Source organism: Nonomuraea sp. NPDC050227, assembly GCF_044459705.1.
GTDB lineage: Bacteria > Actinomycetota > Actinomycetes > Streptosporangiales > Streptosporangiaceae > Nonomuraea.
This window is the reverse complement of record NZ_JBITJF010000002.1, coordinates 944,254-962,558: the sequence shown is the minus strand read 5'-3', so window position 1 is coordinate 962,558 and position 18,305 is coordinate 944,254. Positions and strand designations below refer to the sequence as shown.

Here is an 18,305-nt window from a genome sequence, read left to right as displayed (position 1 = left end):
CGCTTTCGGTGGGCTAAGATATGAGGAGCTTCCTCGTTTTGGCAAATGTGTGGAGGGTTCCGGTGGCGGATCGGTCGACGCGGGCCCGGCCCGTAGGGCGCAAAGACGCGCGACGCAATTACGAGCGGCTCCTGACGACCGCCCAGGCGGCGTTCGCCGAACACGGCGTCGGCGCGTCGCTGAACGACATCGCGCGCACCGCCGGCGTCGGCAACGTGACCCTCTACCGGCACTTCCCGACCCGCCAGGCACTGCTGGAGGCGCTGCTGGGCGACAGCCTGCGCGGCTTGCGGGCGCGCTCGGACGAGCTGCTCGCCTCACCGTCCCCGAGCAGGGCCCTGATCACCTGGACGACGGCCGCCGTCGAGCACGCCATGGCCTATCGCGGCCTGGTCGACGCCCTGGTGGACAGCCTCGCCGACCCCGCGTCCGAACTCCACGCCACCTGTCAGGCCGTCAAGGCCGCCGGGGCGCAACTCCTGGACAGAGCCCAGCACGCGGGGACGATCCGCCCCGATATTGACGCTTCTGCCCTTTTCTCCCTGATCGCTTCAGTCGCCTGGGCGGCGGAGCGGACCCCCGCACATCGTGATCGACTTCTGGCCGTCATGTTCGACGGGCTCCACCGCCGAGTGGATGAGCCGACCTGAACCTGTTGGTCCAATACGGTGCGAACGGCGTAGCGAGCGAACGGCGCCCATGCCCTGGGGGGAATAGCCTTCGCCATCTGGCAAGGTAGCGATCACCGGCCGGGGTGTGAGCCGAGCGAGACCCGTCCCCCCTGGCACGTCCCCGTCCTCGGGGTTGGCGCCTAACTCGATTGCCTCGGCCAGCATCTTCACGATCCCCGAGGCCGCCGCGCGCCACGAGGACGTCTCCAGCGCCCGCCCCGTCGCGAGGGAGCGGCCAACGTGCCAGGATGAATCACGTCAACCCGTAGCTCGCGAGGGCCGGTATCGCAGGGCGACCGCCCCCGACCGGAACTCACGGCGGTCCACGGGCTCGAGCTGGATGCGCTCACGCAGACCAGCGAGCAACGTCGGCCCGTGTCCGGCAAGGACCGGCTGCACAAGGAACTCGTACTCGTCGATCAGTCCCAGATCTGCCAACGCCAGGGGGAGCGTCACGCCACCCACCCACAGGCCCTCGCCTGATTCCTGCTTGAGCCGCTGAACCGCCTGCCCGAAGTCGCCTCGCACCAGCTCGGCATTCCAATCGACCGCGCTCAGGGTGCTCGACACGACGTACTTCTTCGCCCGGTCGATGGTCTCGGCGAACGGGATCCGCCACTCATCCATCCAGTCGGGCCACGTGTCCGTGGCCGGCTTCCGCCACGCCGACTCCATCATCTCGTAGGTCACCCGGCCGAATAGCAGGGCATCGGCTCGCTCCATCTCAGCGGTCCAGTAACGCATCGACTCCTCGTCCGGGGGGAGCCCTGCCTCGTGATGGCAGCAGCCGTCGAGCGTGACGTTGATCGAGTATCGAAGTGGTCTCATCTCGTTGCTCTCCCTTGATGCGCGCAGCGCGTTCTCACCGGACGTCTACTTAGACGACTGTCGGCGCCATTTCTCATCGGCGCCCGATCCCAGCTGCTCAACACCGTCGTGATGCGAACCAGACCGCAGACCGAGCGCGCGACCGATTCGGGCGCTGGGGGCGTTCAGCTTCGCAACGGATCTTGATTGAGCGCTTCGGTTGCGGAATCGCCCGCTGAAACGCTCAGTCACCGGGATCGATCGTTACGAAGCGCCGTTGGCCGGCTTCCAGAACGAAGAACAGGAAGCTCAGGAACCTCATACCGGGGATCCTGCTGAGCTCCTCGCGGAACAGTTCGCGGGCTTCCGGCACAAACGGCGGTTCGCTGATGACGCTGATGCGAAGCCCCCGGCGGTGAAGGCTTCGGTCATCGCGTGCAGCGGCCGGTGCCAGAACCTCATCTGGACGGCCTGCCCGCCCTGGGCCCATTCTTCGGTCCGGCTGCGGGTCTCGAAGTACTTGCAAGGCGTTGCGTTGACCGCTTGACCCGCACCGATGAGAGGGCGCAAGCGTCCTACGAGCAACAGCGCGGTCCGACCGGGGACTGAGAGCCCGGTGTCTATACCTTGCTCGCGACCACCATGTAGTTCTCGGCCTCAAGATCGAACGTGCTCACTTCCGTCCGGAGTCCGACCCGGTGCAGCTCGACTTCGAGTTCCTCGTACCGGTAGGGCCAGCAGGACAGCAGTTCCGAGCGGACAAGAACCAGCCCAGTCGCATCAACTTGCGCGATCGCAATCTCGATGTGGTGCTCCTCCTCCCAATGCGGCGCAATCTCCCAGCGGTAGACCACGACGGCATCGCGACCGTTCCGGCGGACGAGTCGGTCACTGATGTCCAGCCGGGAACCTCTGGCCCTCACGAGTTCCCAAGTGCGGGATGTGAGCACCAAGCGCCCGCCAGGGCGCAGAAGCCGTGACATCGACTCCAGGGCAGCACCCCTGCCTGTCGCGCCCACGGCATGGTGAAGCGAGTTGCCCACGCAGAACACCATGTCGAACGTGTCGTCCTCGAAATGGTCGGGCAACTCTTCCCAGTTCGCCCGCATGGCCCGGACGGAGGCCCCGAACTCCTCAGCCAGCTCTGCAGTCCGGCGAACCATCGCTTCGCTGGCGTCAGTTGCGACGACCTGCATGCCACGGCCGGCGAGGCCAACCGCCAACTGTCCGGTTCCGCACGAACAGTCGAGGACGTGAGCGTGCGACGGCAGGAGACCGAGGACGTCATCGAACGACGCAGCGAACTTGGCTGGAGGCAACTTTGCATCCGAGATGAGCCATTCGTACACCTCGGCAAGCACGTCATATTCCGTCACAACCACTACCTCCGTCACGGAGCAGACTCACGGCGGGACGTCAGTCCATCATCGGAGCAAGCCGGGCACCAATGGTTTTCGCAAGGACAACCCGTCCGCGCATGCCGCGGATAGCACGAGCTGATCCGCGTCGTCGCCCAGCCGCCGTCGGGCCAGCTCCAGCATCCCGGCGCTCGCGTCGATGCCGGTCACGATGGCGCCTCGATCGCGCAGCGCGGAGAACAGGGGACCCGAGCCGCAGCCGGCGTCTACGACCAGGACGGGGTGCGGATCCGCCTCGACTCCATGACCGAGGACGCGGCCACCGTCACCGTCACCACCGACCTGACCACCAAGTGCCGGTTCGGCTTCGTCCCGCGCAACGCCATCGCCGGCGACGACGTCTGTGTCACCGCCGCCGCTCGTGACCAGGCCGCCGACGACAACGCGAACCAGAACGGCCGCCACGAGGGCGACGGCTCCTGCCGGACGGGCTACGTCTTCCGCGGGATCACCATCATGGACGCCGCTTGCGTCACCCGCGAGGTCAAGGCGCAGACCGATCGCGACACCGCTGATGCGCCCAACCGGCTGAACACCGCCAAGCACGTCTGGGGACCGAACGCCTGCCAGGACGACTACGTGTGGCGGATGGCCGACGACTCCGACTACGTCTGCGTCCCGCTCACCACCCGTTACCAGACGCTGGACGACAACGCCGCCGCCTCCGGCCGCTGGACCGACGGCCCCTACGGGCCCAAGACCTGTGTCGCGGGATACGTGTGGCGGGAAGCGTTCATCGGTGACCGGGTCTGTGTCACGCCCGACCGCCGCGAGCAGGCGCGGGTCGACAACGACGCCTCGTGGAGCCGCGTACGCGCCTGACCGCCGGACGGCTGGAAGAACCACTCCGACGGGGACGCGACGCCGGCAGCCGGCACGGGCGGGGCTTTGATTCCCGGCACCGCATGGGGGAGGCGCCGTCATGCCCGATATGTCATGCAGTGTGGACATGGGCTGTTTTGCGTGTTCTCTTGGCAGAAGTGTCGTGGCGCACCTGCGCCCGAACGAAACGGAGGCAGCATGGACCTGCACGAAGAAGTCCTTGACCTGGACGCGCTGGACGTCGCCACCGTGGAACTCCCCGGCTCCGAGGTGCTCGTCGAGGCCGTGGCCATGGGGCTGGGCAACACCGAGATCGGCGCTTCGGGCTGTACGTCGGGCAAGAGCTGGCTCATCTAGCGCGGCGGAATCCGCATGGCGATCTGGCGCCGGCGTTCGCAGACCGTGGTGGTCAGAGTCGCCGCCCTGCCCGCGGCCGTCCTGGACGATCTGCGGTGCGAACGGACCTGGCGGACCGTCCAGGAGATCCTCAAGGGGCAGGCTCGCCTGTCCGCTGAGGGGCGCGAGCTCGCGCTCGCCCTGGAGCCGTGCATCGCGGACGTCCCTTCGGGGCGGGCGAGGTCCCGCCTGGTCGCACTCCGCCGGGCGCTGTACAACGGACGCCGCCCCGCGGCGTTCGCCGGCTCGGCCGAGCTTCCGGCCGAGCTGGAGCGGCGGCTTCGGCGGTGGCTGGAGGCGTCGCGGGCGAGCGAGCGGCTGCGGGCTTCGCTGCCCGCCGTCCTGGAGGAGGAACGCCAGGACAGGCACCGCAACCTTCGTAAATGGGCTTCGGCCGATGTCTTCACCCATGGCCTGGTCCAGGCGAGCCCGTCACTGGCCGAGGCGCTGCGACGCTGGCTCGATTCTCCCGGCGCCGGGCCGTCCCGGCGGCTGGACCTGCGGCTGAGCCGATATCTCGCGCGGGTGGCGGCCAAGACGAGCCCGTACTCGACGTTCACCATGATGGGGCTCGGGTACTGGGACCTCGGGCCGGAACCGATCGCCGTGACAGGCGAGGAGAACTGGCGCAGCGCGGCCGAGCCCGACCTGTGGCTGCTGCGCAGGCTGCTCGGTGACCTGGCCGCGACCGACGACGACCTCGCGACCCGATTCCTGGTCAGGCCCAACGCCGGCCTGAGCGAGGACGGCGACCGCCTGTGGTGGCTCAGCCGTACCGAGGACGCCTACCGGGGCGTCCGGGCCACGCCGCCACTGCGCGCGCTCCTGAGCTCCCTGGCCGGCGCCCCGACGCTCGGTGAGGCGCGGCGGCTTGTCCCGCCGGCCACGCTCGCCCGGCTGATCGAGCTGGAGGTGCTGGAGACCTGCGCGCCGGTCGCCGACCAGTCCGACTCCCATCTGGCCGATCTGGCCCGGGGGCTGGCGCCGCATCCCGCCGCCGACGCGCTCACCGCGTTCGCGCGGGCGCTGGACCGCCACCCCGGCGTGGCGGGACTGAGCGAGCAACTGGCTTTCCAGCACGAGGTCCGCGGCGCACTGCGCCGACTGGCCCCGTCCGGCACGAAGCTCCCGGACAAGAACCTCTTCCGCGACAACGCCGTCTTCGCCTCGCCCGTCATGCGCCTGGGAGAGGAGGCCTGGCGGGCCGCCCTGGACGACCTTCACCTGCTCCGCGAGCTGCTGGAAGTCTTCCAGCGTGACAACGAGATCCGGCTGTTGGCCGCCGACCTCTTCGTGCGGGCGTCCGGCGCCGGGGCGCAGGTCCCGTTCGTCCGGTTCCACCGTACGCTGGCCGCGCAGCTCGCCACCCCCGAGGGCCGGGCGCTGCACGCTCTGCTCCATCGCGGTGGCGCGGCGGCGGAGAGTGTGAGCACCCTGCCCGCGGCGGTCGAGTTGCGGCGGTTCCGCGACCGTACCCTGAGCGTGTTGCACGAGCAGCCGGAGACGCTGGCCGACTGGCTGTCCGGGCGGCCGGGCAGCGCCCGGCCGGTGCGCTCGCTGGCGTGCTACGTGCAGGTGCTGCCGGGGGACGGTCCCGTGCGGCTGGTGCTCAACAGCGTGGCGGCCGGTCATGGCGCCGCGCGCAGCCGGGTCCACCGGCTCCTGACGATCGCAGGTCTCATGGACGAGCCGAATCCCGCCGAACCCGAGGATGGCGGGATTCCGGTTGAGATGACCGGGTTGTTCGGTCACAACGTCAACCTCCGCTCGGCCACGACCGTCCACGAGCTGAGCTATCCGGGCGCGGTCTCCGACCGGCCGCCCGGCGCGCGCCTCACTCTGGGCGAGCTGGCCGTCCGCCACGACCCCGCCACCGGGGAGCTTGAGCTGGTACGCGCCGCCGACGGCCGCCGCGTCCTGCCCCGCCACACGGGCTTGATCGCCACGCCGTTCCTGCCGCGTACGGCCCGGCTGCTGCTGCACCTGTTCGGCGACCAGCCCAGCGTCTCTGTGCCGACCTGGGCGTTGTTCGCCGAGCCGCCACGTCAGCCGCCTGAAGCGGTCGTGAGCAGGTCCAGGGTGTGGCTGGGGCAGGTCGTCGTGGCCCGCGCCACCTGGTACGCAGCCACGACCGACGTCCCGCGACGCCGGCCCGGCGAGCCCGAGACCGAGCACCTGCTGGCGCTGGCCCGCTGGTTCGCCGTGTCCGGCATCCCGCCCCGCTGCTTCGTCTTCTCCCTGGACCCGGGCACCTGGGGACAGGACCCCATGCGTACGGCACGGCTGGCCAAACCGACCTTCCTGGACCTGGCCGACCCTTCCCTGGTCGCCGCCTTCGACCGGCAGCTCGGCGACAGCGGCACCTGTACGGCGTTCCAGGAGGTGCTGCCCGAGCCGGGCGACGGCCACGTCACGGAGTACGTGGTGGAGGTGGGCGATGGCTGAGCCGTGGATCTCGTTGCACGCCTTCCATTACGGCGGCACCGACCGGCTGATCGTCCAGACGGTCGGCGGGCTGGTTCGCGAGCTTGCCGCCGACGGCCTGCTGACGGGCTACTTCTTCCTGCGCTACTGGGAGGGCGGGCCGCATCTGCGGCTGCGGCTCCTGCCGTCCGCCCGCCCCGAGGAGGTGGCCGAGCGGGCCACGGCGGCGCTGGAACGGCACCTCGCCGCCCACCCCTCGCCGGCCTCCTGGGACCCCGGCCAGTACGCCGCAACGGCCGAACGGTACGCCAGAGCCGAGCACCTCCTCCACTACGACCGGCGGGTACGCGCCCGCGACGGCGTGGAGGCCATCGCGTACCGCCCCGAATACGGGACGTACGGCGGGCCGGAGGCGGTCGAGGCCGCCGAACGGCACTTCCACGACTCCAGCCGCATCGCGCTCGCCCTGCTGGAGGGCGAGATCGGGACCGGACGCCGGGCCGGGTTCGCCGTCGCCGCCCTGATGCTCGCCCTTGCCGCCTGGGAACCGGACCCCGCCCGCCTCGCCCGTACGCTCCCCACCACCCGCGACCGTCGCTCCGCCCCTGGAGAACCGTCCGACCAGCCAGGGCCTTCCGATGGGCAGCGGGCCGCGCTCGCCGCGCAGCTCCAGCGCAGCCACCGCATCGCCGGCGGCGAGGAACACCCCCGCGCCGGTGATCCGCTCGGCGCGTGGTGGCGCTCGATCGACGCCCTGCGCCATCGCGTCCTGGACCTCCAGGCCACCGGCCGATTCAATCCGGAACCCGCACAATCCACCTTCGTCCCCTCCGGCGTCACCCGGCCGCGCGGCGACCTGCTGATCCTCCTTTTGCGCTGCGTCCACCTGCTGTGCAACCGGCTCGGCCTGCCGGGCGGGCACGAGTCGCACCTGCGTCACCTCGTCGGCACCACCTACCGCGAACTGGAGCACCGGTGAACGACCTCACGACCCCCTGGCACAGCATCCAGATCCGCTACTACCAGACCGACCAGGACGGCCTGATCCTCGACGCCGTGCGACCGCTGCTGGAGGAGCTGGGGGAGCGGGTGCGGCAACCGTACTTCGTGCGTCATTGGCGGCGCGGGCCGCACCTGCGACTCAACCTCCAGGCCCCCGACGACGCCTGGCACGCGGACGTCCTGCCGCTGGCCACCGACCGGCTCGGCCGATACCTGCGCGAACACCCCTCCCGGGCGGTTCTGGACGAGGTCGCGCTGGAGCAGGCACACCGGGCGCTCGCCGTCCGGGAAAGCGACCACGGGCCGCTGCGGCCGTGGTATCCGGACAACACGCTGCAGACCGAACCGTACGAGGACCGCCTGCACGTGCTCGGCAGCCCCGCCCTGCGCGACCTGCTCGACTCCTACCACGCCGAGAGCACCCGGATGGCGTTCGGGACGCTGGCCGCCATCCGCCGGGGCGAGCTGTCACTCTTCCAGCTCAGCCTCGACCTGATGATCGCCTTCGCGCACACCAGCGTGCCCCCGATCTCGCGCGGGTACATGTCCTTCCGCTCCCACGCCGACGCCTTCGCCTCCTACTGCGTGGACCGCGACGGCGTGCGCGCCGGCTTCGAGGCCAAGTACCGCGAGCACGAACGGCAGCTCCGCGCCCTGGTACGCCGTCGGGTGGCCGAGGTGGACGAGGGCCGGACCCCGCCGCACGTCCGTGAATGGCTCGACTACGTCGAGCGCAGGAAGGCCATGGCCGCACCCCTCATCCGCGACAAGAAGATCGACCTCGACGCCGCCGCGCCCGAACCCGAGATGCGCCAGCTCCACCCCATCGACTTCCACGAGATCCTGCTGGCCACCGGACGGTACAAGAACGAGGTGCTCGGCTCCGACTGGTTCCTCGGTCACCGGCTGGCCATCAACATGCTCTACGGCCACCTGGCCAGACTCGGGCTCGCACCGCTCCAGCGCTACCTGTTCTGCCACCTGATCGCGGCGGCGGTCGAGGCCGAGTACGGCGTCTCACCCGTGGAGAAGGCCACGGCCTGGGCGCGAGCCTGACAACGCCGGCGGCTGACGACTTCGCGAACGTCATCGCGAACGTCATCGCGCAGCGGCCGTCGACGAGGCCCTGATCCGGGCCGATCGACGAGCCTGCCGCCGACGGGCAGTGGTCACCGGGTGGCGTCCGACAGCACCCAGCCGGGAGTCAGGGGCCGGCGAGCCGCGCAGCACGACCTCGTTGACGCTGTCTGCCGTATCGGACGCCTGCAGGAACCAGCGCTGGCCGGCCGAGCCGTCGAAGTCGCGGCCGACCAGTTCGCCGCCGCTGGTGAGGGCGGTGAGCACCTGATCGGGAAGTGATCGAGCGGCTCAAAGGTCCCGCGTCACCGTACACCGGGCAAGTCCCCAGCTGATCTACGGCGAAGGGCTACACAGGCAGAACCGCAGCGTCGACGCGCGAGCCCAGGTCAGGACCGCCTTCCATGCCTTCGACGCCATGGGCGCGCGTTCGCGAGTCGCGCTGAACGCGAGCTGCCGGCGACCGGGAAATCCGTGCACAGGCGAACCGGTGACCCGGGCGTGCAGCTGACCCCGCAGGAAGCGCAGATCATGCAGTCGTCCCGCGACGGTCTGACAGCCGCCCTCCGATCGGCCCCGGGGAGGCCAGGGCAGGGCCAGGGACTACCACGGGCGCGAAGCGAGCCGACCGCGCGCGATCGTGAAGACATCAGCCCCCAGCGACCCGGACGAGCGAGCCCGGCGGCTACGGAAAGGAGCAGAGATGTCCGACCAGCCCACCTCCGCCGGGGACCAGCAGGCCGCGACTGTCACGACCGCTTCCCGGCCCATCCGCACCGCCACCGGCACCGGCGCGCAGGGGCAACCACCACCAGACGGCGACTATTTCGAGGCGCAGCCGGCCGACGGCGTCGAGTCCCGCTGAGTTCCCTTTCGAGGTTGCCCAGAGTAGCCAACCATCCACTGGAAGTGATGTAGGCGTCGGCGGATGCTGCATAGAGGCCCGATCCACTCAGGGGTGGATGACAAGCCCGTCCTCGACCACGCCCGAACAGCCTCCGTCAAGGGGCGGAGGAAAGAACCAAGGAGGAGTTCTCATGCGAGGTTTCCGTAAGGCCCTGATCGCGACCGCTACGAGCCTGGTCCTGGGCATCGGGATCATCGGCGTCGCGGCCGGCCCCGCCGCCGCCGCCACCGGCACGTGGAAGCTGTGCGACGACTGGAACATGTGGGAAATCACCCGTGCCTGCCTGACCGGCACCAACACCAACCCGCCCAGGGTGCCCGACCTGCGCACCTGGGCCTACAACGACGCCATCTCCTCCATCAAGACCAACTCGGTCGCCATCGAGGCCTGGACGAACGTCAACTTCCAGGGCACCTACGGCTACTTCGCGCCGAACTCCGTCTGGAACGCGCTGGACTACCCCTACGACAACTCCATCAGCTCGATCTCCTACCCCGGAGCCTGACTTGTCCCCGCCCGGGGGCGGACGCCTCCCCCGGGCAGGCCCGGTGAACCGAATGAACGGAGGCGCGCCATGTCGGTCAGGCCACGCAGAACGGTCCGCTTGCTCACCTCGATCGCGATGTCCGTCCTCGCTGTCGCCGTCGCCGGCTGCGCTGCCGCTCGGCCCGCGGCATCCCCCGCAGCCGCTGTATCCGCCCAGCAGATGGTTCATCTGCTCCAGACCCAGCTTCCGCCAGGAAGACTCTCAGGGCAGCAGGGACGGGGACTGAGCGCCGAGCCCGGTCCGGCGCCCTCCGCTCAAGTGCTCTTCGAAGCGGGCGGGAGCTCGGCGAAAGTAGTGGTGAAGCTCAACAGATGGCCCGTCCCCGTTCCGGTCCAGTACGCCCAGTGCCCGGACTCCGCCTATCACCCCTACAGCCGCTGCCTCCAGACCATCCTGCCCAGCGGGGCCAGGCTCGTGCTGGACCGCTCCCCGAGCGATGAGAACAACCCATCAGGGGGCGAACTCCTCAGTGCTCTGCTCACTTACGAGGACGGCAGGCAGGTCTTCGTGTCGGCGGCCGGTAGGTCCACTCTTCCTCTGACGCATCAGCAACTCGCCGCCGTGGCGACCTCTCCCGTGTGGCATCCGGTTCTCGCGGCCATGCCCGCGCCGCCTGCCGCTCCCCGTGCCGGATCGGTGTCCCGGCTGACCGCGGCGCAGATCACCCGCGTCATCGAGCGACTGCTTCCGGCAGGCGTACGCGCCGGGCGACCGGGCGGCGCTGACGGCTTCGGGCACGTCACGGCCGACGACGGCCACGGCAAGAGCCTGGTCGCCGTGAACGTCCAGCAGTGGAAGCCCGGTGACGCGGCCATCGCACTGGTGTTCAGGAACGCCGCCACACTGCCTGACGGCACTCGCGTCGGGGTGCGCCAGGGGCTCGCGCCGCTCGGGGGAGCGGGCGCGATCGAGTGGACCGTCGACGCCCTCGGTACGGACGGCCTGCGGGTGGTGATCTCGGCACTCAACGCGGGCGCCTACCGTCTTCCCGCGGACCGCAGCGTACCGGCGCTGACTCTTGAGCAACTCCGGCAGATCGCGCTCGCTCCGGCGTGGCGACAGGCCATCGGCTGACGCCTCGAACGACTTCGGATCCTGAACCGTGACGCACGGCATCGGGACAGGATGAGGGGACGTCCTGCAGGTTGTCGCGCCGGCGAACTCACCCTCGGCTTCGAGCCCTCCACCCCGGCCGGGGCCCCACGCCAGACGCTCGGCCTCTACACCGTCGACCCCGGGTTCCCCCTCCGAGGCGGCACTGCGCGAGATCTGAGCAGCACGGACACGAGCAGTGCCACGCCCGCAAGGCCGAACCGTATCCTCTTCGGCTCGGCGCCGACCTCTACCCACCGGCCCGCCAGACTTACCCGGCGAGCCACCACCGGCTCGGCCGAAAGAATCGGGCGGTGCGCCGCCAGATGCCTTCTACACCCCGTGATGTGTCGGGCCGGACGAAGTGGATCGCCAACTGTCGGTGTACCGGGGGACTGGCGGCCGCTGGTCTCATAGTCCGATGCCGTGCAGGGGGTTGTCGTTCCACTTGTCGGCCTGACGGATATAGCCGGCGACGACGGGGGAGCCGTCGGCCCAGCGTCCGTGGCGGGTGATCGCGGACATCGGCGCGCCGGCCTTGGCGGCGGAGGTGGCGCCGCCGGCGCGCAGGCCGTGGGCGGTGTAGGCCTCGGCGTGGTCGAGATCGGCGGCTGTGGCGGCCCGTTTGACGATCAGGTTGATCGACTGTGGGGTCAGCCGTTCACGGCGGCCGCGACCGGCGGCGGGATGGGCGCGGGCGGCGATGCGGCCGTGCCGGTCGATCGGGCGGAACAGCGGCCCGGTGGTCACGCCGGCGTCTGTCAGGTCGGTGAGCCATGCGCGGGTCACCCTGATGGGGCAGGTCTGCGGGTGCTGGCCGTAGGGGATGGCGACGATCTCGCCTCGGGCGTCCTGATCGGTCTTGCTGAACGGCACGTACACCTCCAGGCCGTCGGTGGTGAAGGTGAGGTCGTCGACGTCGATGTCGGTGATCTCCGAGCGGCGGCCCATCAGGGCGAAGCCGAGCACCAGGACGGCGCGGTCGCGGCGGGCCGCGGGGGTGCCGGCGGGCAGGGCGTCGACCATCGCGCGCAGCCGGTCGACGGTGATCGGCGGGGACTTGCGGGGTCGGTGGCCCTGCTGGGCGCGCTCGCGGCGGTAGGCGCGCAGGGCCAGCCGGGCCGCGGTGGTGGCGGGTTTGGCGAGCTGCGCGTGGTCGTGTGCGGCCAGTACGCAGGCCAGCGCGCGGTCGATGGTGGAGGGGGCGTAGTTCTGGGCGGCCAGATGGGCGACGTAGTTGGCCAGGGTCGCGGGGGTGGCGGGCAGCAGGGGGCGGCCGGTGGAGGCGCACCAGGTGGCGTAGGCGCCGAAGTCGCGGGCGTAGGCCAGGCGGGTGTTGGCGGCCAGGCCCTCGTCGACCAGCCGGGCCGTCCGGCCCTCCAGAAGGTGCTCATCCGGAGGGGGCAGCGCGGGGGTGCGCGCCGGCAGCCGTTCGGGAGCGTCCATATGGTTTTCCGTGATCAACTCCCTGGTTAGCGATAAGTGAGCTTATCGCTAACCAGCGTCCCAAGGCGGTCGATCTCCGAGGAGGCAGGAGAACGGGCGGCATCGGCTGCGGATCAGGCCACTGACAGCAGGTGGGAATCCTGCTGACAGCAGGTGAGAAAACCCCAGGCCAGAAAGATGAGAACTCTCATTCCGACAGCCGGCGATCATCGTATCTCACACAAGCTGAATTGTGTGAGATGTTCGAGCTGCTGAAGTTTTCGTAGCCATAGCCGTGCGAACGGATACGGATATGGCACAGATATTGATCTGATAGGATGCTCGGCATGAGCGAACGTGAGGAGCGGGCGGAGTCAGCAGAGCAGCCCGCCGGGGACTCCATCGCGGGACAGCAGTCCGGGGACATCCCCGGGGGCGAGCCGTCCGTGCCCGGCTCCGCGGCGGACGTCGCGGACGGGGGAGTGGTGCCGGAGCCGCTGCCCGGCCGGGTGGAGGAGACAGTCGCTGCCGAGCGTGCCGCGCGTACCCGCGCCGCCGGCCGGCGGGCCTGCCGGTACTGCGGCGGCGCCCTGCCGCCGGGCAAGCGTGCCGACGCGCTGGACTGCAGCGCCGATCACCGCACCCGGTACCACCGCGAGCGCGTCCCGGCCGAGACCGCCGCCGCCCGCGACAGCGGCGAGGTGCGCCTGGAACAGGCCCAGGCCGTCCTCGGGCCGCTGGCCGACCAGATCGCCGCCGTGGCGGCCGGGCTGCGCGCCGACCTGGAGCAAGCCGTCGCCGACACGATCGCGCAGGCCCAGGCCGCCCGCGCCGACGCCGCCCAGGCGCGCCGCGAGAAGAACGCGGCCGACACCCGTGCCGAGCTGGCCGACCGCCGCGCACAGGCTGCCCGTGAGGCTCAGGAGGCGGCCGAGCGGGAGCAGCGCCGCGCCGAACGGGAGGCTGACAGCAAGGTCGATGTGGCCAAGGAGGACGCCCGCGCCGCCTGGGCTCAGGTGGCCGAGCATGAACGTGCCCGCGGCGCGGCCGAGCAGGCCCGCGACGACGCCCTGCGGGAGCGGGAACAGGCCCAGGCAGAGCAGCACAGGACGGCCGCCGCGCTGGAGGAGGCCCGGCGCGAGCTCGACCGGCTGCGCGCCGCCGCAGAAGAGCACGCCCGGCGCGCCGAGACCCTGCGGGCCGCGGCCGCCGACGCCGACCTCGCCCGCGAGCGCGCCGAGCACGACAGCCGCCAGGCCCGGGCCCGGGCCGAGACCGCCGAAGGCCGCGCCGAGACCGCCCGGCAGGAGGCGACCGACGCCCGCCTGGCCCTGGCCGCCGCCCAAGGGGAGGCCGCCGCCGCTGCGCGGCTGCAGGCCCGCGCCGAGGACGAGTTGCGCCAGGCCGGCACCGACCGCGATCTCCAGCGCGAGCGCGCCGTGGCCGCCGAACAGCAGGCCCGCGCCGCCCAAGTTGAACGCGAACGTGACGCCGAACAGGTGCGGGGACTACGTGACCGGCTGGCCGCCGCCCAGGCCGCCGCCGGGCTGGTGCTGCCCGAACTGGCCGACCTCAGCGGCGACCTCGGCACAGGTGTCCGCGGCGTGACGTTGCCCGGCGCCGGCATCGCCGTAGCCCGGCACCCGGACGGCGCCGTCATGCTGCTTGCCGCCGGCCGGGAGGTCCGCCTCGGCGACACCGAGCACGCCGCCGCCCGCGGCCGCGCCCTCGCCGCGGGACTCCTGGCCGTAGTAACGTCCCCCACGACGAGACAAGAAGGCGACGACCATGCCTGACACTGCCCGCGGCGACCATAGCGAGAAGGGCATCCGCTGGGGCGGCCGGCCCCTGGCTCCCGCAGCCTGAAATCCCCACCCAACCCGGTTCCGGTCACAGCACCAGACGGCGTACGCGCCATCCGGTAGGCCCTACCAACGGTTGGGCGGTGTGCAGGATGGGGCGGCTCCTGGATGATCTCTAGCGTCAAGGAACATGAGGAGAACCCGCAAGACGCTTGGGCTGCTCGCCCTGGCCTGCGCCGGACTCGTGCTGGCCACGGCCACCGCCCCCGCCGCACTGGCCCTGTCCACCCCTCAGGTGGAGCAGGGCTCGCTCGTCTCGGCCAAAAAGATCAAAAGCCTGTCCGCCACGGAGATCGCCGCGTACCTGCGCGAGTCGAAGTTCCCCGTCCCACCCAAGGCCCAGGGCGCCGACCTGTACGCCGTCGTCTATCGTACGGTCGGCGTGGACGGCAGCCCGACGACGGCCAGCGGCACCGTGGCCGTCCCCCACAAGTCCAGGAAAGACCTGTGGACGGTCAGTTACGAGCACGGCACGACGGCCACCAGGGCCTACGTCGGCTCGATGGACGAGGGCGACGGGCGGGCGGTGCCGATGATGTTCGCCGCGGCAGGGTTCATCGCCGTCGCCCCCGACTACCTCGGGCTGGGCACGGCCCCCGGCTTCCATCCGTACATGGACCACGCCAGCGAGGCCTCCGCCACGGTGGACCTGCTGCGCGCCGCCCGCTCGCTCGCCACCGGCCAAGGGCGGAGGCTGAGCGGGGACGTGCTGGTCACCGGCTTCTCCCAGGGCGGTACCGCGACGATGGCGGTGGGCCGGCAACTGCAGGCCGGCCCCGGGCTCGGGTTCCGGCTGCGCGGCCTCGCGCCGATCTCCGGGCCGTACGAAGTGCAGCACGTCCAGTTCCCCGAGCTGATCGCGGAACGGCTGGATCCGCGCACCTCGGCGTTCTACCTGGCGTACTGGACCGCCTCCATGAACCGGCTGCACCACTTCTACGACTCGCCCGCCGAGGCGTTCCAGGACCCGGCGGTCGAGGCGCTCTACGACGGGAATCACACGTTCGACGAGATCATCGCCGGGCTGCCCGCCTCACCGCTGGACGTGCTCACGCCGAAGTTCCAGCAGTGGTACCTGAACCCGTCAGGGGCGGTGCTGAAGGCGCTGGAGACGAACGACGACACGTGCTCGTCGTGGCGGCCCCGGGTGCCTGTACGGCTGTTCGCGGCCCGGGGCGACCGGGAGGTGGTGGCGCGCAACTCCCGCAACTGCCTGCGTGACCTGCGGCGACACGGCACGGACGCGACACTGACCGACGTTGGGGACATCGGTCACATGGACTCGCCCCTCGCGGCGATGCCGACGGTGTTGCGGTGGTTCACCGATCTTCGGTGACCGGCTTTCTGATCGGCATGACCATCCTCGTGTGACGGGGCCCGGGACCGCTGAACTCGCCGTCAGCAGGCGTCCGCACCGGGAGGCGTGGGCCCGCGACCGGCTCGGCACCGCCGAGGACGGCACCCTCACGGCGTCTCCCGACCTCCGGGAACGACTCCGGGAGGAGCACGGTGCAGCCGGGCGCGTGGCGGCGATCCGCGCCCACCTCCGGTCCGGCAGCAGGAACTGCTCGGCGTGACCCCGGAGACGTCCGTGCTCGAGTACATGGCGGCGCTGCGCGACCAGCAGGAGCGCACCGTGTGGGTGTGGCTGGCCACTGACTGGCACTTGCTGGAACTGGAGGGGGAGATCTGAGTCTCCGCTTCGTCCATCTGTAGGAAGTAGAAGAACAGAAACGACCTCATCGCCCCTTCGAGGGATCTGGGCCAGCGCCTGCGGGTGCTGGCCGCCCTCTGGAGGATTCCGATGGTGGTCAACATGACCCCGCCCCCTGTCCGCATCTACTCCGCGGACACCCCGATCCGGCCCCCGGGGTCTGGTACATCGTGCCGCTCCTGGCCGCGCTCGCCGCGGCCGGGCGGGAGGACCTGCTCGTCCCGCACGAGCAGGTGCGCAACGTGGACGGCACGGTCGTCGGCTGCCGCGCGTTCGGGTCGGTGGCCGATGCGTGAGTACACCCTGTCCCTGATCGAGGGCGACGCTGGGCGTGAGGCAGTCGGCGACGAGCTGGGCGACTCACCGGTGTCGTACGCCGCGTTCGACGCCGACACGATCTCCTGGCTGGATGAGCACGGGTATGACGTCGAGCACCCGGATCGATGGCTGCTGGTCACGCCTGCCGGCGACGATCCACGCGCTGTGAACGTGATCGCGCAGCGGGAGATCGTGATCTGCGCATGAGCTGCGAAAGGCCCTGCCAAGCACGCAGGCAGGGCCTTCCGCAGTTGCTGGATGCAGTCGTAGCAGTACCCCTTCTCGGCGCGTAGACCGGGCAGGTCGCCGTGCGGCTTGAGAGGGCCTCCGCAGCCTCTGCAGCGGCCGGCCCTCGCTCGGATGGCGCCTACCTCGTCTTCCAACTCGCCGATGCGCTGGCTCGCAGCAGTTCGCTGTCCACGCGGGTGAGCGACCCGCGCGGCAGCACCCGAGCCCAGGAGTGACGGCCTTGGCGGACAACGGCAGGGCGACGTCGAGCATCTCGGGGTCGACGATCAGCCGGGCGGGGTCGGGCAGCCGGCGGGTGATTTCCTCGTTGCGGGCAGGCACTGATCATGACTTGCGAGCAGTTCGAGAAGGCGCTGCTGATCGCCTACTTTGTCCCCGCTTCGACAGCGCCGGCAACGACACTAGTGGCCCGTCAGCGAATCTCGGACGGGTAATCGGTCTGTCCTGGGACCGGCGGCCCGGTCCCAGGAGGCGGTCAGCTTTGCCGTAGGGCGGGCATCGGGAGGGGGATGGCGTACGCGGTGGCGCCGCCGCCCACTCCTCCCTCGCAGCTGTTCGGAGGTGCGGTGGTCACGCCCCTTGTGGAGGGACGTTCGGCGGCCCAGAACATGTAGCCGAGCATGCCGGAAGTGGTTCCGGCACCCTTCGGCGCGGCCGTCTGGACGAACGATCCCGTGGACTTCTGCAGCGAGGTGCTGAAGTTCGTGCATTCGGCGCGGACCTTGCTTCCTTCAGCGATGTAGAACGCGCCGGTGAACTTGGCCGGAGCCAGCGACGGGATCGGCGGAGAGTAGGTGGTCTTGCCGTCGATGTGCTCCTGCCAGTTGGCGATGGCGTCGGAGCTCCTGGGCTGCTGGGCGGGCACCATCGCGTTGGCGTAGTCAAGGACCGGGGTGTCGGTGCGCAGCCAGTCCGCGGTCGCCTTCCTGGTGATGTCGATGAGCCAGCGGTCACCGGCGGCGAGGTCGATGGTCAGCCGGGCGGCTGGGTTCGCACCGCTCGCGTCGTACGGCAGGGCGGAGCGGTAGGCGTCGACGAAGGCCTGCAGACCGGCCAGGTCGGGCCTGCTGTTCTCCTCGTAGTCGATCTCTATGCCGACGCCGAGCCGCTGGGCGACCTCGGCCGCGTTGCGCCCGAACTGCGCCGCATTCTCCGCCAGGGCGGAGTTCCACGCGGTGGTGTACGTGATGCCGCCGATGGAGAGCATCACCCGGATGCCACGGCTGGTGAAGTAGTTCGCGATGTCAGCGGTCATGCCACGCGGCACGCCGTCGAGGGTCTGCGCGTCGGTGGTCTTGTGCAGCAACTTGACCGGGTGGACGAAGCTGAGCACCACGAGGTTGACCGAGGGGCGGCCGTCTCCTCGGTCGATCAGCCAGTGGTTCTTCGCGTCGAAGTCTGTTGGGCTGCGGACGTTGCCCCAGATGCAGGCGTCATCACCGCAGTGCCAGGCGCCGTAGACCTGCAGCGGGGTCGCAGCGGCCTGTGCGGGGACGGGCAGGAGAAGGAGGGGGAGGAATAAGGAGACGAGCGCGGCCAGACGGCGCATGCCGATACCTCCGTTCACGAGGAAC

Annotated in this window: 20 protein-coding genes; 14 read left to right on the top strand and 6 right to left on the bottom strand. The window is 70.4% G+C overall.

Annotation, left to right across the window (positions count from 1 at the left end; genetic code table 11):
- Positions 1-62: 62 nt before the first annotated feature.
- Positions 63-650, top strand: a complete 588-nt coding sequence (locus tag ACIBK9_RS11815) for a TetR/AcrR family transcriptional regulator (protein WP_397157347.1) — start codon at positions 63-65, stop codon at positions 648-650.
- Between the two features lie 279 nt (positions 651-929).
- Here the strand turns inward: ACIBK9_RS11815 and ACIBK9_RS11810 are convergent, their stop codons facing one another.
- From ACIBK9_RS11810 to ACIBK9_RS11800, 3 genes are all read right to left on the bottom strand, one after another.
- A complete protein-coding gene (locus tag ACIBK9_RS11810) occupies positions 930-1,499 on the bottom strand; it encodes a dihydrofolate reductase family protein (RefSeq protein ID WP_397157345.1) in 570 nt (189 codons plus the stop codon).
- Between the two features lie 599 nt (positions 1,500-2,098).
- Positions 2,099-2,872 (bottom strand): class I SAM-dependent methyltransferase, encoded by a 774-nt coding sequence (locus tag ACIBK9_RS11805; RefSeq protein ID WP_397157343.1) that lies wholly within the window; start codon positions 2,870-2,872, stop codon positions 2,099-2,101.
- A gap of 30 nt (positions 2,873-2,902) precedes the next feature.
- The gene (locus ACIBK9_RS11800; protein WP_397157583.1) at positions 2,903-3,112 is read right to left on the bottom strand and encodes a methyltransferase domain-containing protein; all 210 of its coding nucleotides are present in this window, start codon (positions 3,110-3,112) and stop codon (positions 2,903-2,905) included.
- Between the two features lie 27 nt (positions 3,113-3,139).
- Between ACIBK9_RS11800 and ACIBK9_RS11795 the strand changes: the two genes are divergently transcribed.
- The 5 genes from ACIBK9_RS11795 (at position 3,140) to ACIBK9_RS11775 (ending at position 8,596) form a co-directional block, all read left to right on the top strand.
- Entirely contained in the window at positions 3,140-3,718 is a 579-nt protein-coding gene (locus ACIBK9_RS11795; protein ID WP_397157589.1) for a hypothetical protein, read from the top strand.
- 198 nt (positions 3,719-3,916) lie between these two features.
- Positions 3,917-4,075, top strand: a complete 159-nt coding sequence (locus ACIBK9_RS11790) for a hypothetical protein (RefSeq protein ID WP_397157341.1) — start codon at positions 3,917-3,919, stop codon at positions 4,073-4,075.
- Between the two features lie 15 nt (positions 4,076-4,090).
- Positions 4,091-6,559, top strand: coding sequence for a hypothetical protein (locus ACIBK9_RS11785; RefSeq protein WP_397157339.1), 2,469 nt, complete (start codon positions 4,091-4,093; stop codon positions 6,557-6,559).
- On the top strand, positions 6,552-7,517 hold the full coding sequence (locus tag ACIBK9_RS11780; protein WP_397157337.1) for a lantibiotic dehydratase C-terminal domain-containing protein: 966 nt from the start codon (positions 6,552-6,554) through the stop codon (positions 7,515-7,517). Before ACIBK9_RS11785 ends, ACIBK9_RS11780 begins: the two co-directional genes overlap by 8 nt.
- Positions 7,514-8,596 (top strand): thiopeptide maturation pyridine synthase, encoded by a 1,083-nt coding sequence (locus tag ACIBK9_RS11775; RefSeq protein WP_397157335.1) that lies wholly within the window; start codon positions 7,514-7,516, stop codon positions 8,594-8,596. The genes ACIBK9_RS11780 and ACIBK9_RS11775 overlap by 4 nt, the downstream gene beginning before the upstream one ends.
- Positions 8,597-8,638: 42 nt before the next feature.
- Here ACIBK9_RS11775 and ACIBK9_RS11770 read toward each other — a convergent pair whose 3' ends face one another.
- Entirely contained in the window at positions 8,639-8,884 is a 246-nt protein-coding gene (locus ACIBK9_RS11770) for a hypothetical protein (protein WP_397157333.1), read from the bottom strand.
- Between the two features lie 436 nt (positions 8,885-9,320).
- On the opposite strand from ACIBK9_RS11770, the gene ACIBK9_RS11765 reads away from it, so the two are divergent.
- The 3 genes from ACIBK9_RS11765 (at position 9,321) to ACIBK9_RS11755 (ending at position 11,145) form a co-directional block, all read left to right on the top strand.
- Positions 9,321-9,482 (top strand): hypothetical protein, encoded by a 162-nt coding sequence (locus ACIBK9_RS11765; protein ID WP_397157331.1) that lies wholly within the window; start codon positions 9,321-9,323, stop codon positions 9,480-9,482.
- A gap of 172 nt (positions 9,483-9,654) precedes the next feature.
- Complete coding sequence (locus tag ACIBK9_RS11760; protein WP_397157329.1) at positions 9,655-10,029, top strand: hypothetical protein; 375 nt, start codon at positions 9,655-9,657, stop codon at positions 10,027-10,029.
- Positions 10,030-10,368: 339 nt separating this feature from the next.
- Positions 10,369-11,145, top strand: coding sequence for a hypothetical protein (locus ACIBK9_RS11755; RefSeq protein ID WP_397157327.1), 777 nt, complete (start codon positions 10,369-10,371; stop codon positions 11,143-11,145).
- 429 nt (positions 11,146-11,574) lie between these two features.
- On the opposite strand, the gene ACIBK9_RS11750 is transcribed toward ACIBK9_RS11755, so the two are convergent.
- On the bottom strand, positions 11,575-12,609 hold the full coding sequence (locus tag ACIBK9_RS11750; RefSeq protein WP_397157325.1) for a site-specific integrase: 1,035 nt from the start codon (positions 12,607-12,609) through the stop codon (positions 11,575-11,577).
- Between the two features lie 326 nt (positions 12,610-12,935).
- On the opposite strand from ACIBK9_RS11750, the gene ACIBK9_RS11745 reads away from it, so the two are divergent.
- The 5 genes from ACIBK9_RS11745 to ACIBK9_RS11725 all read left to right on the top strand — a co-directional run bounded on the left by ACIBK9_RS11745 (position 12,936) and on the right by ACIBK9_RS11725 (position 16,689).
- On the top strand, positions 12,936-14,384 hold the full coding sequence (locus ACIBK9_RS11745; RefSeq protein ID WP_397157323.1) for a hypothetical protein: 1,449 nt from the start codon (positions 12,936-12,938) through the stop codon (positions 14,382-14,384).
- Between the two features lie 196 nt (positions 14,385-14,580).
- Complete coding sequence (locus ACIBK9_RS11740; protein WP_397157321.1) at positions 14,581-15,786, top strand: alpha/beta hydrolase family protein; 1,206 nt, start codon at positions 14,581-14,583, stop codon at positions 15,784-15,786.
- A 31-nt stretch (positions 15,787-15,817) separates the two neighbouring features.
- Positions 15,818-16,027 (top strand): hypothetical protein, encoded by a 210-nt coding sequence (locus tag ACIBK9_RS11735; protein ID WP_397157319.1) that lies wholly within the window; start codon positions 15,818-15,820, stop codon positions 16,025-16,027.
- Positions 16,028-16,334: 307 nt separating this feature from the next.
- Positions 16,335-16,460: a hypothetical protein gene (locus ACIBK9_RS11730; RefSeq protein ID WP_397157317.1), complete on the top strand. Its 126-nt coding sequence runs from the start codon at positions 16,335-16,337 to the stop codon at positions 16,458-16,460.
- The gene (locus ACIBK9_RS11725; RefSeq protein WP_397157315.1) at positions 16,453-16,689 is read left to right on the top strand and encodes a hypothetical protein; all 237 of its coding nucleotides are present in this window, start codon (positions 16,453-16,455) and stop codon (positions 16,687-16,689) included. The genes ACIBK9_RS11730 and ACIBK9_RS11725 overlap by 8 nt, the downstream gene beginning before the upstream one ends.
- A gap of 517 nt (positions 16,690-17,206) precedes the next feature.
- Here the strand turns inward: ACIBK9_RS11725 and ACIBK9_RS11720 are convergent.
- On the bottom strand, positions 17,207-18,280 hold the full coding sequence (locus ACIBK9_RS11720; RefSeq protein WP_397157313.1) for a glycosyl hydrolase family 18 protein: 1,074 nt from the start codon (positions 18,278-18,280) through the stop codon (positions 17,207-17,209).
- Between the last annotated feature and the right edge of the window lie 25 nt (positions 18,281-18,305).

Bases quoted from the DNA above. Each gene is read 5' to 3' on its own strand.
- ACIBK9_RS11810 (WP_397157345.1), bottom strand. From the start codon at position 1,499: ATGAGACCACTTCGATACTCGATCAACGTCACGCTCGACGGCTGCTGC.
- ACIBK9_RS11795 (WP_397157589.1), top strand. From the start codon at position 3,140: ATGACCGAGGACGCGGCCACCGTCACCGTCACCACCGACCTGACCACC.
- ACIBK9_RS11790 (WP_397157341.1), top strand. From the start codon at position 3,917: ATGGACCTGCACGAAGAAGTCCTTGACCTGGACGCGCTGGACGTCGCC.
- ACIBK9_RS11785 (WP_397157339.1), top strand. From the start codon at position 4,091: ATGGCGATCTGGCGCCGGCGTTCGCAGACCGTGGTGGTCAGAGTCGCC.
- ACIBK9_RS11780 (WP_397157337.1), top strand. From the start codon at position 6,552: ATGGCTGAGCCGTGGATCTCGTTGCACGCCTTCCATTACGGCGGCACC.
- ACIBK9_RS11765 (WP_397157331.1), top strand. From the start codon at position 9,321: ATGTCCGACCAGCCCACCTCCGCCGGGGACCAGCAGGCCGCGACTGTC.
- ACIBK9_RS11760 (WP_397157329.1), top strand. From the start codon at position 9,655: ATGCGAGGTTTCCGTAAGGCCCTGATCGCGACCGCTACGAGCCTGGTC.
- ACIBK9_RS11750 (WP_397157325.1), bottom strand. From the start codon at position 12,609: ATGGACGCTCCCGAACGGCTGCCGGCGCGCACCCCCGCGCTGCCCCCT.
- ACIBK9_RS11745 (WP_397157323.1), top strand. From the start codon at position 12,936: ATGAGCGAACGTGAGGAGCGGGCGGAGTCAGCAGAGCAGCCCGCCGGG.
- ACIBK9_RS11740 (WP_397157321.1), top strand. From the start codon at position 14,581: ATGAGGAGAACCCGCAAGACGCTTGGGCTGCTCGCCCTGGCCTGCGCC.
- ACIBK9_RS11725 (WP_397157315.1), top strand. From the start codon at position 16,453: ATGCGTGAGTACACCCTGTCCCTGATCGAGGGCGACGCTGGGCGTGAG.
- ACIBK9_RS11720 (WP_397157313.1), bottom strand. From the start codon at position 18,280: ATGCGCCGTCTGGCCGCGCTCGTCTCCTTATTCCTCCCCCTCCTTCTC.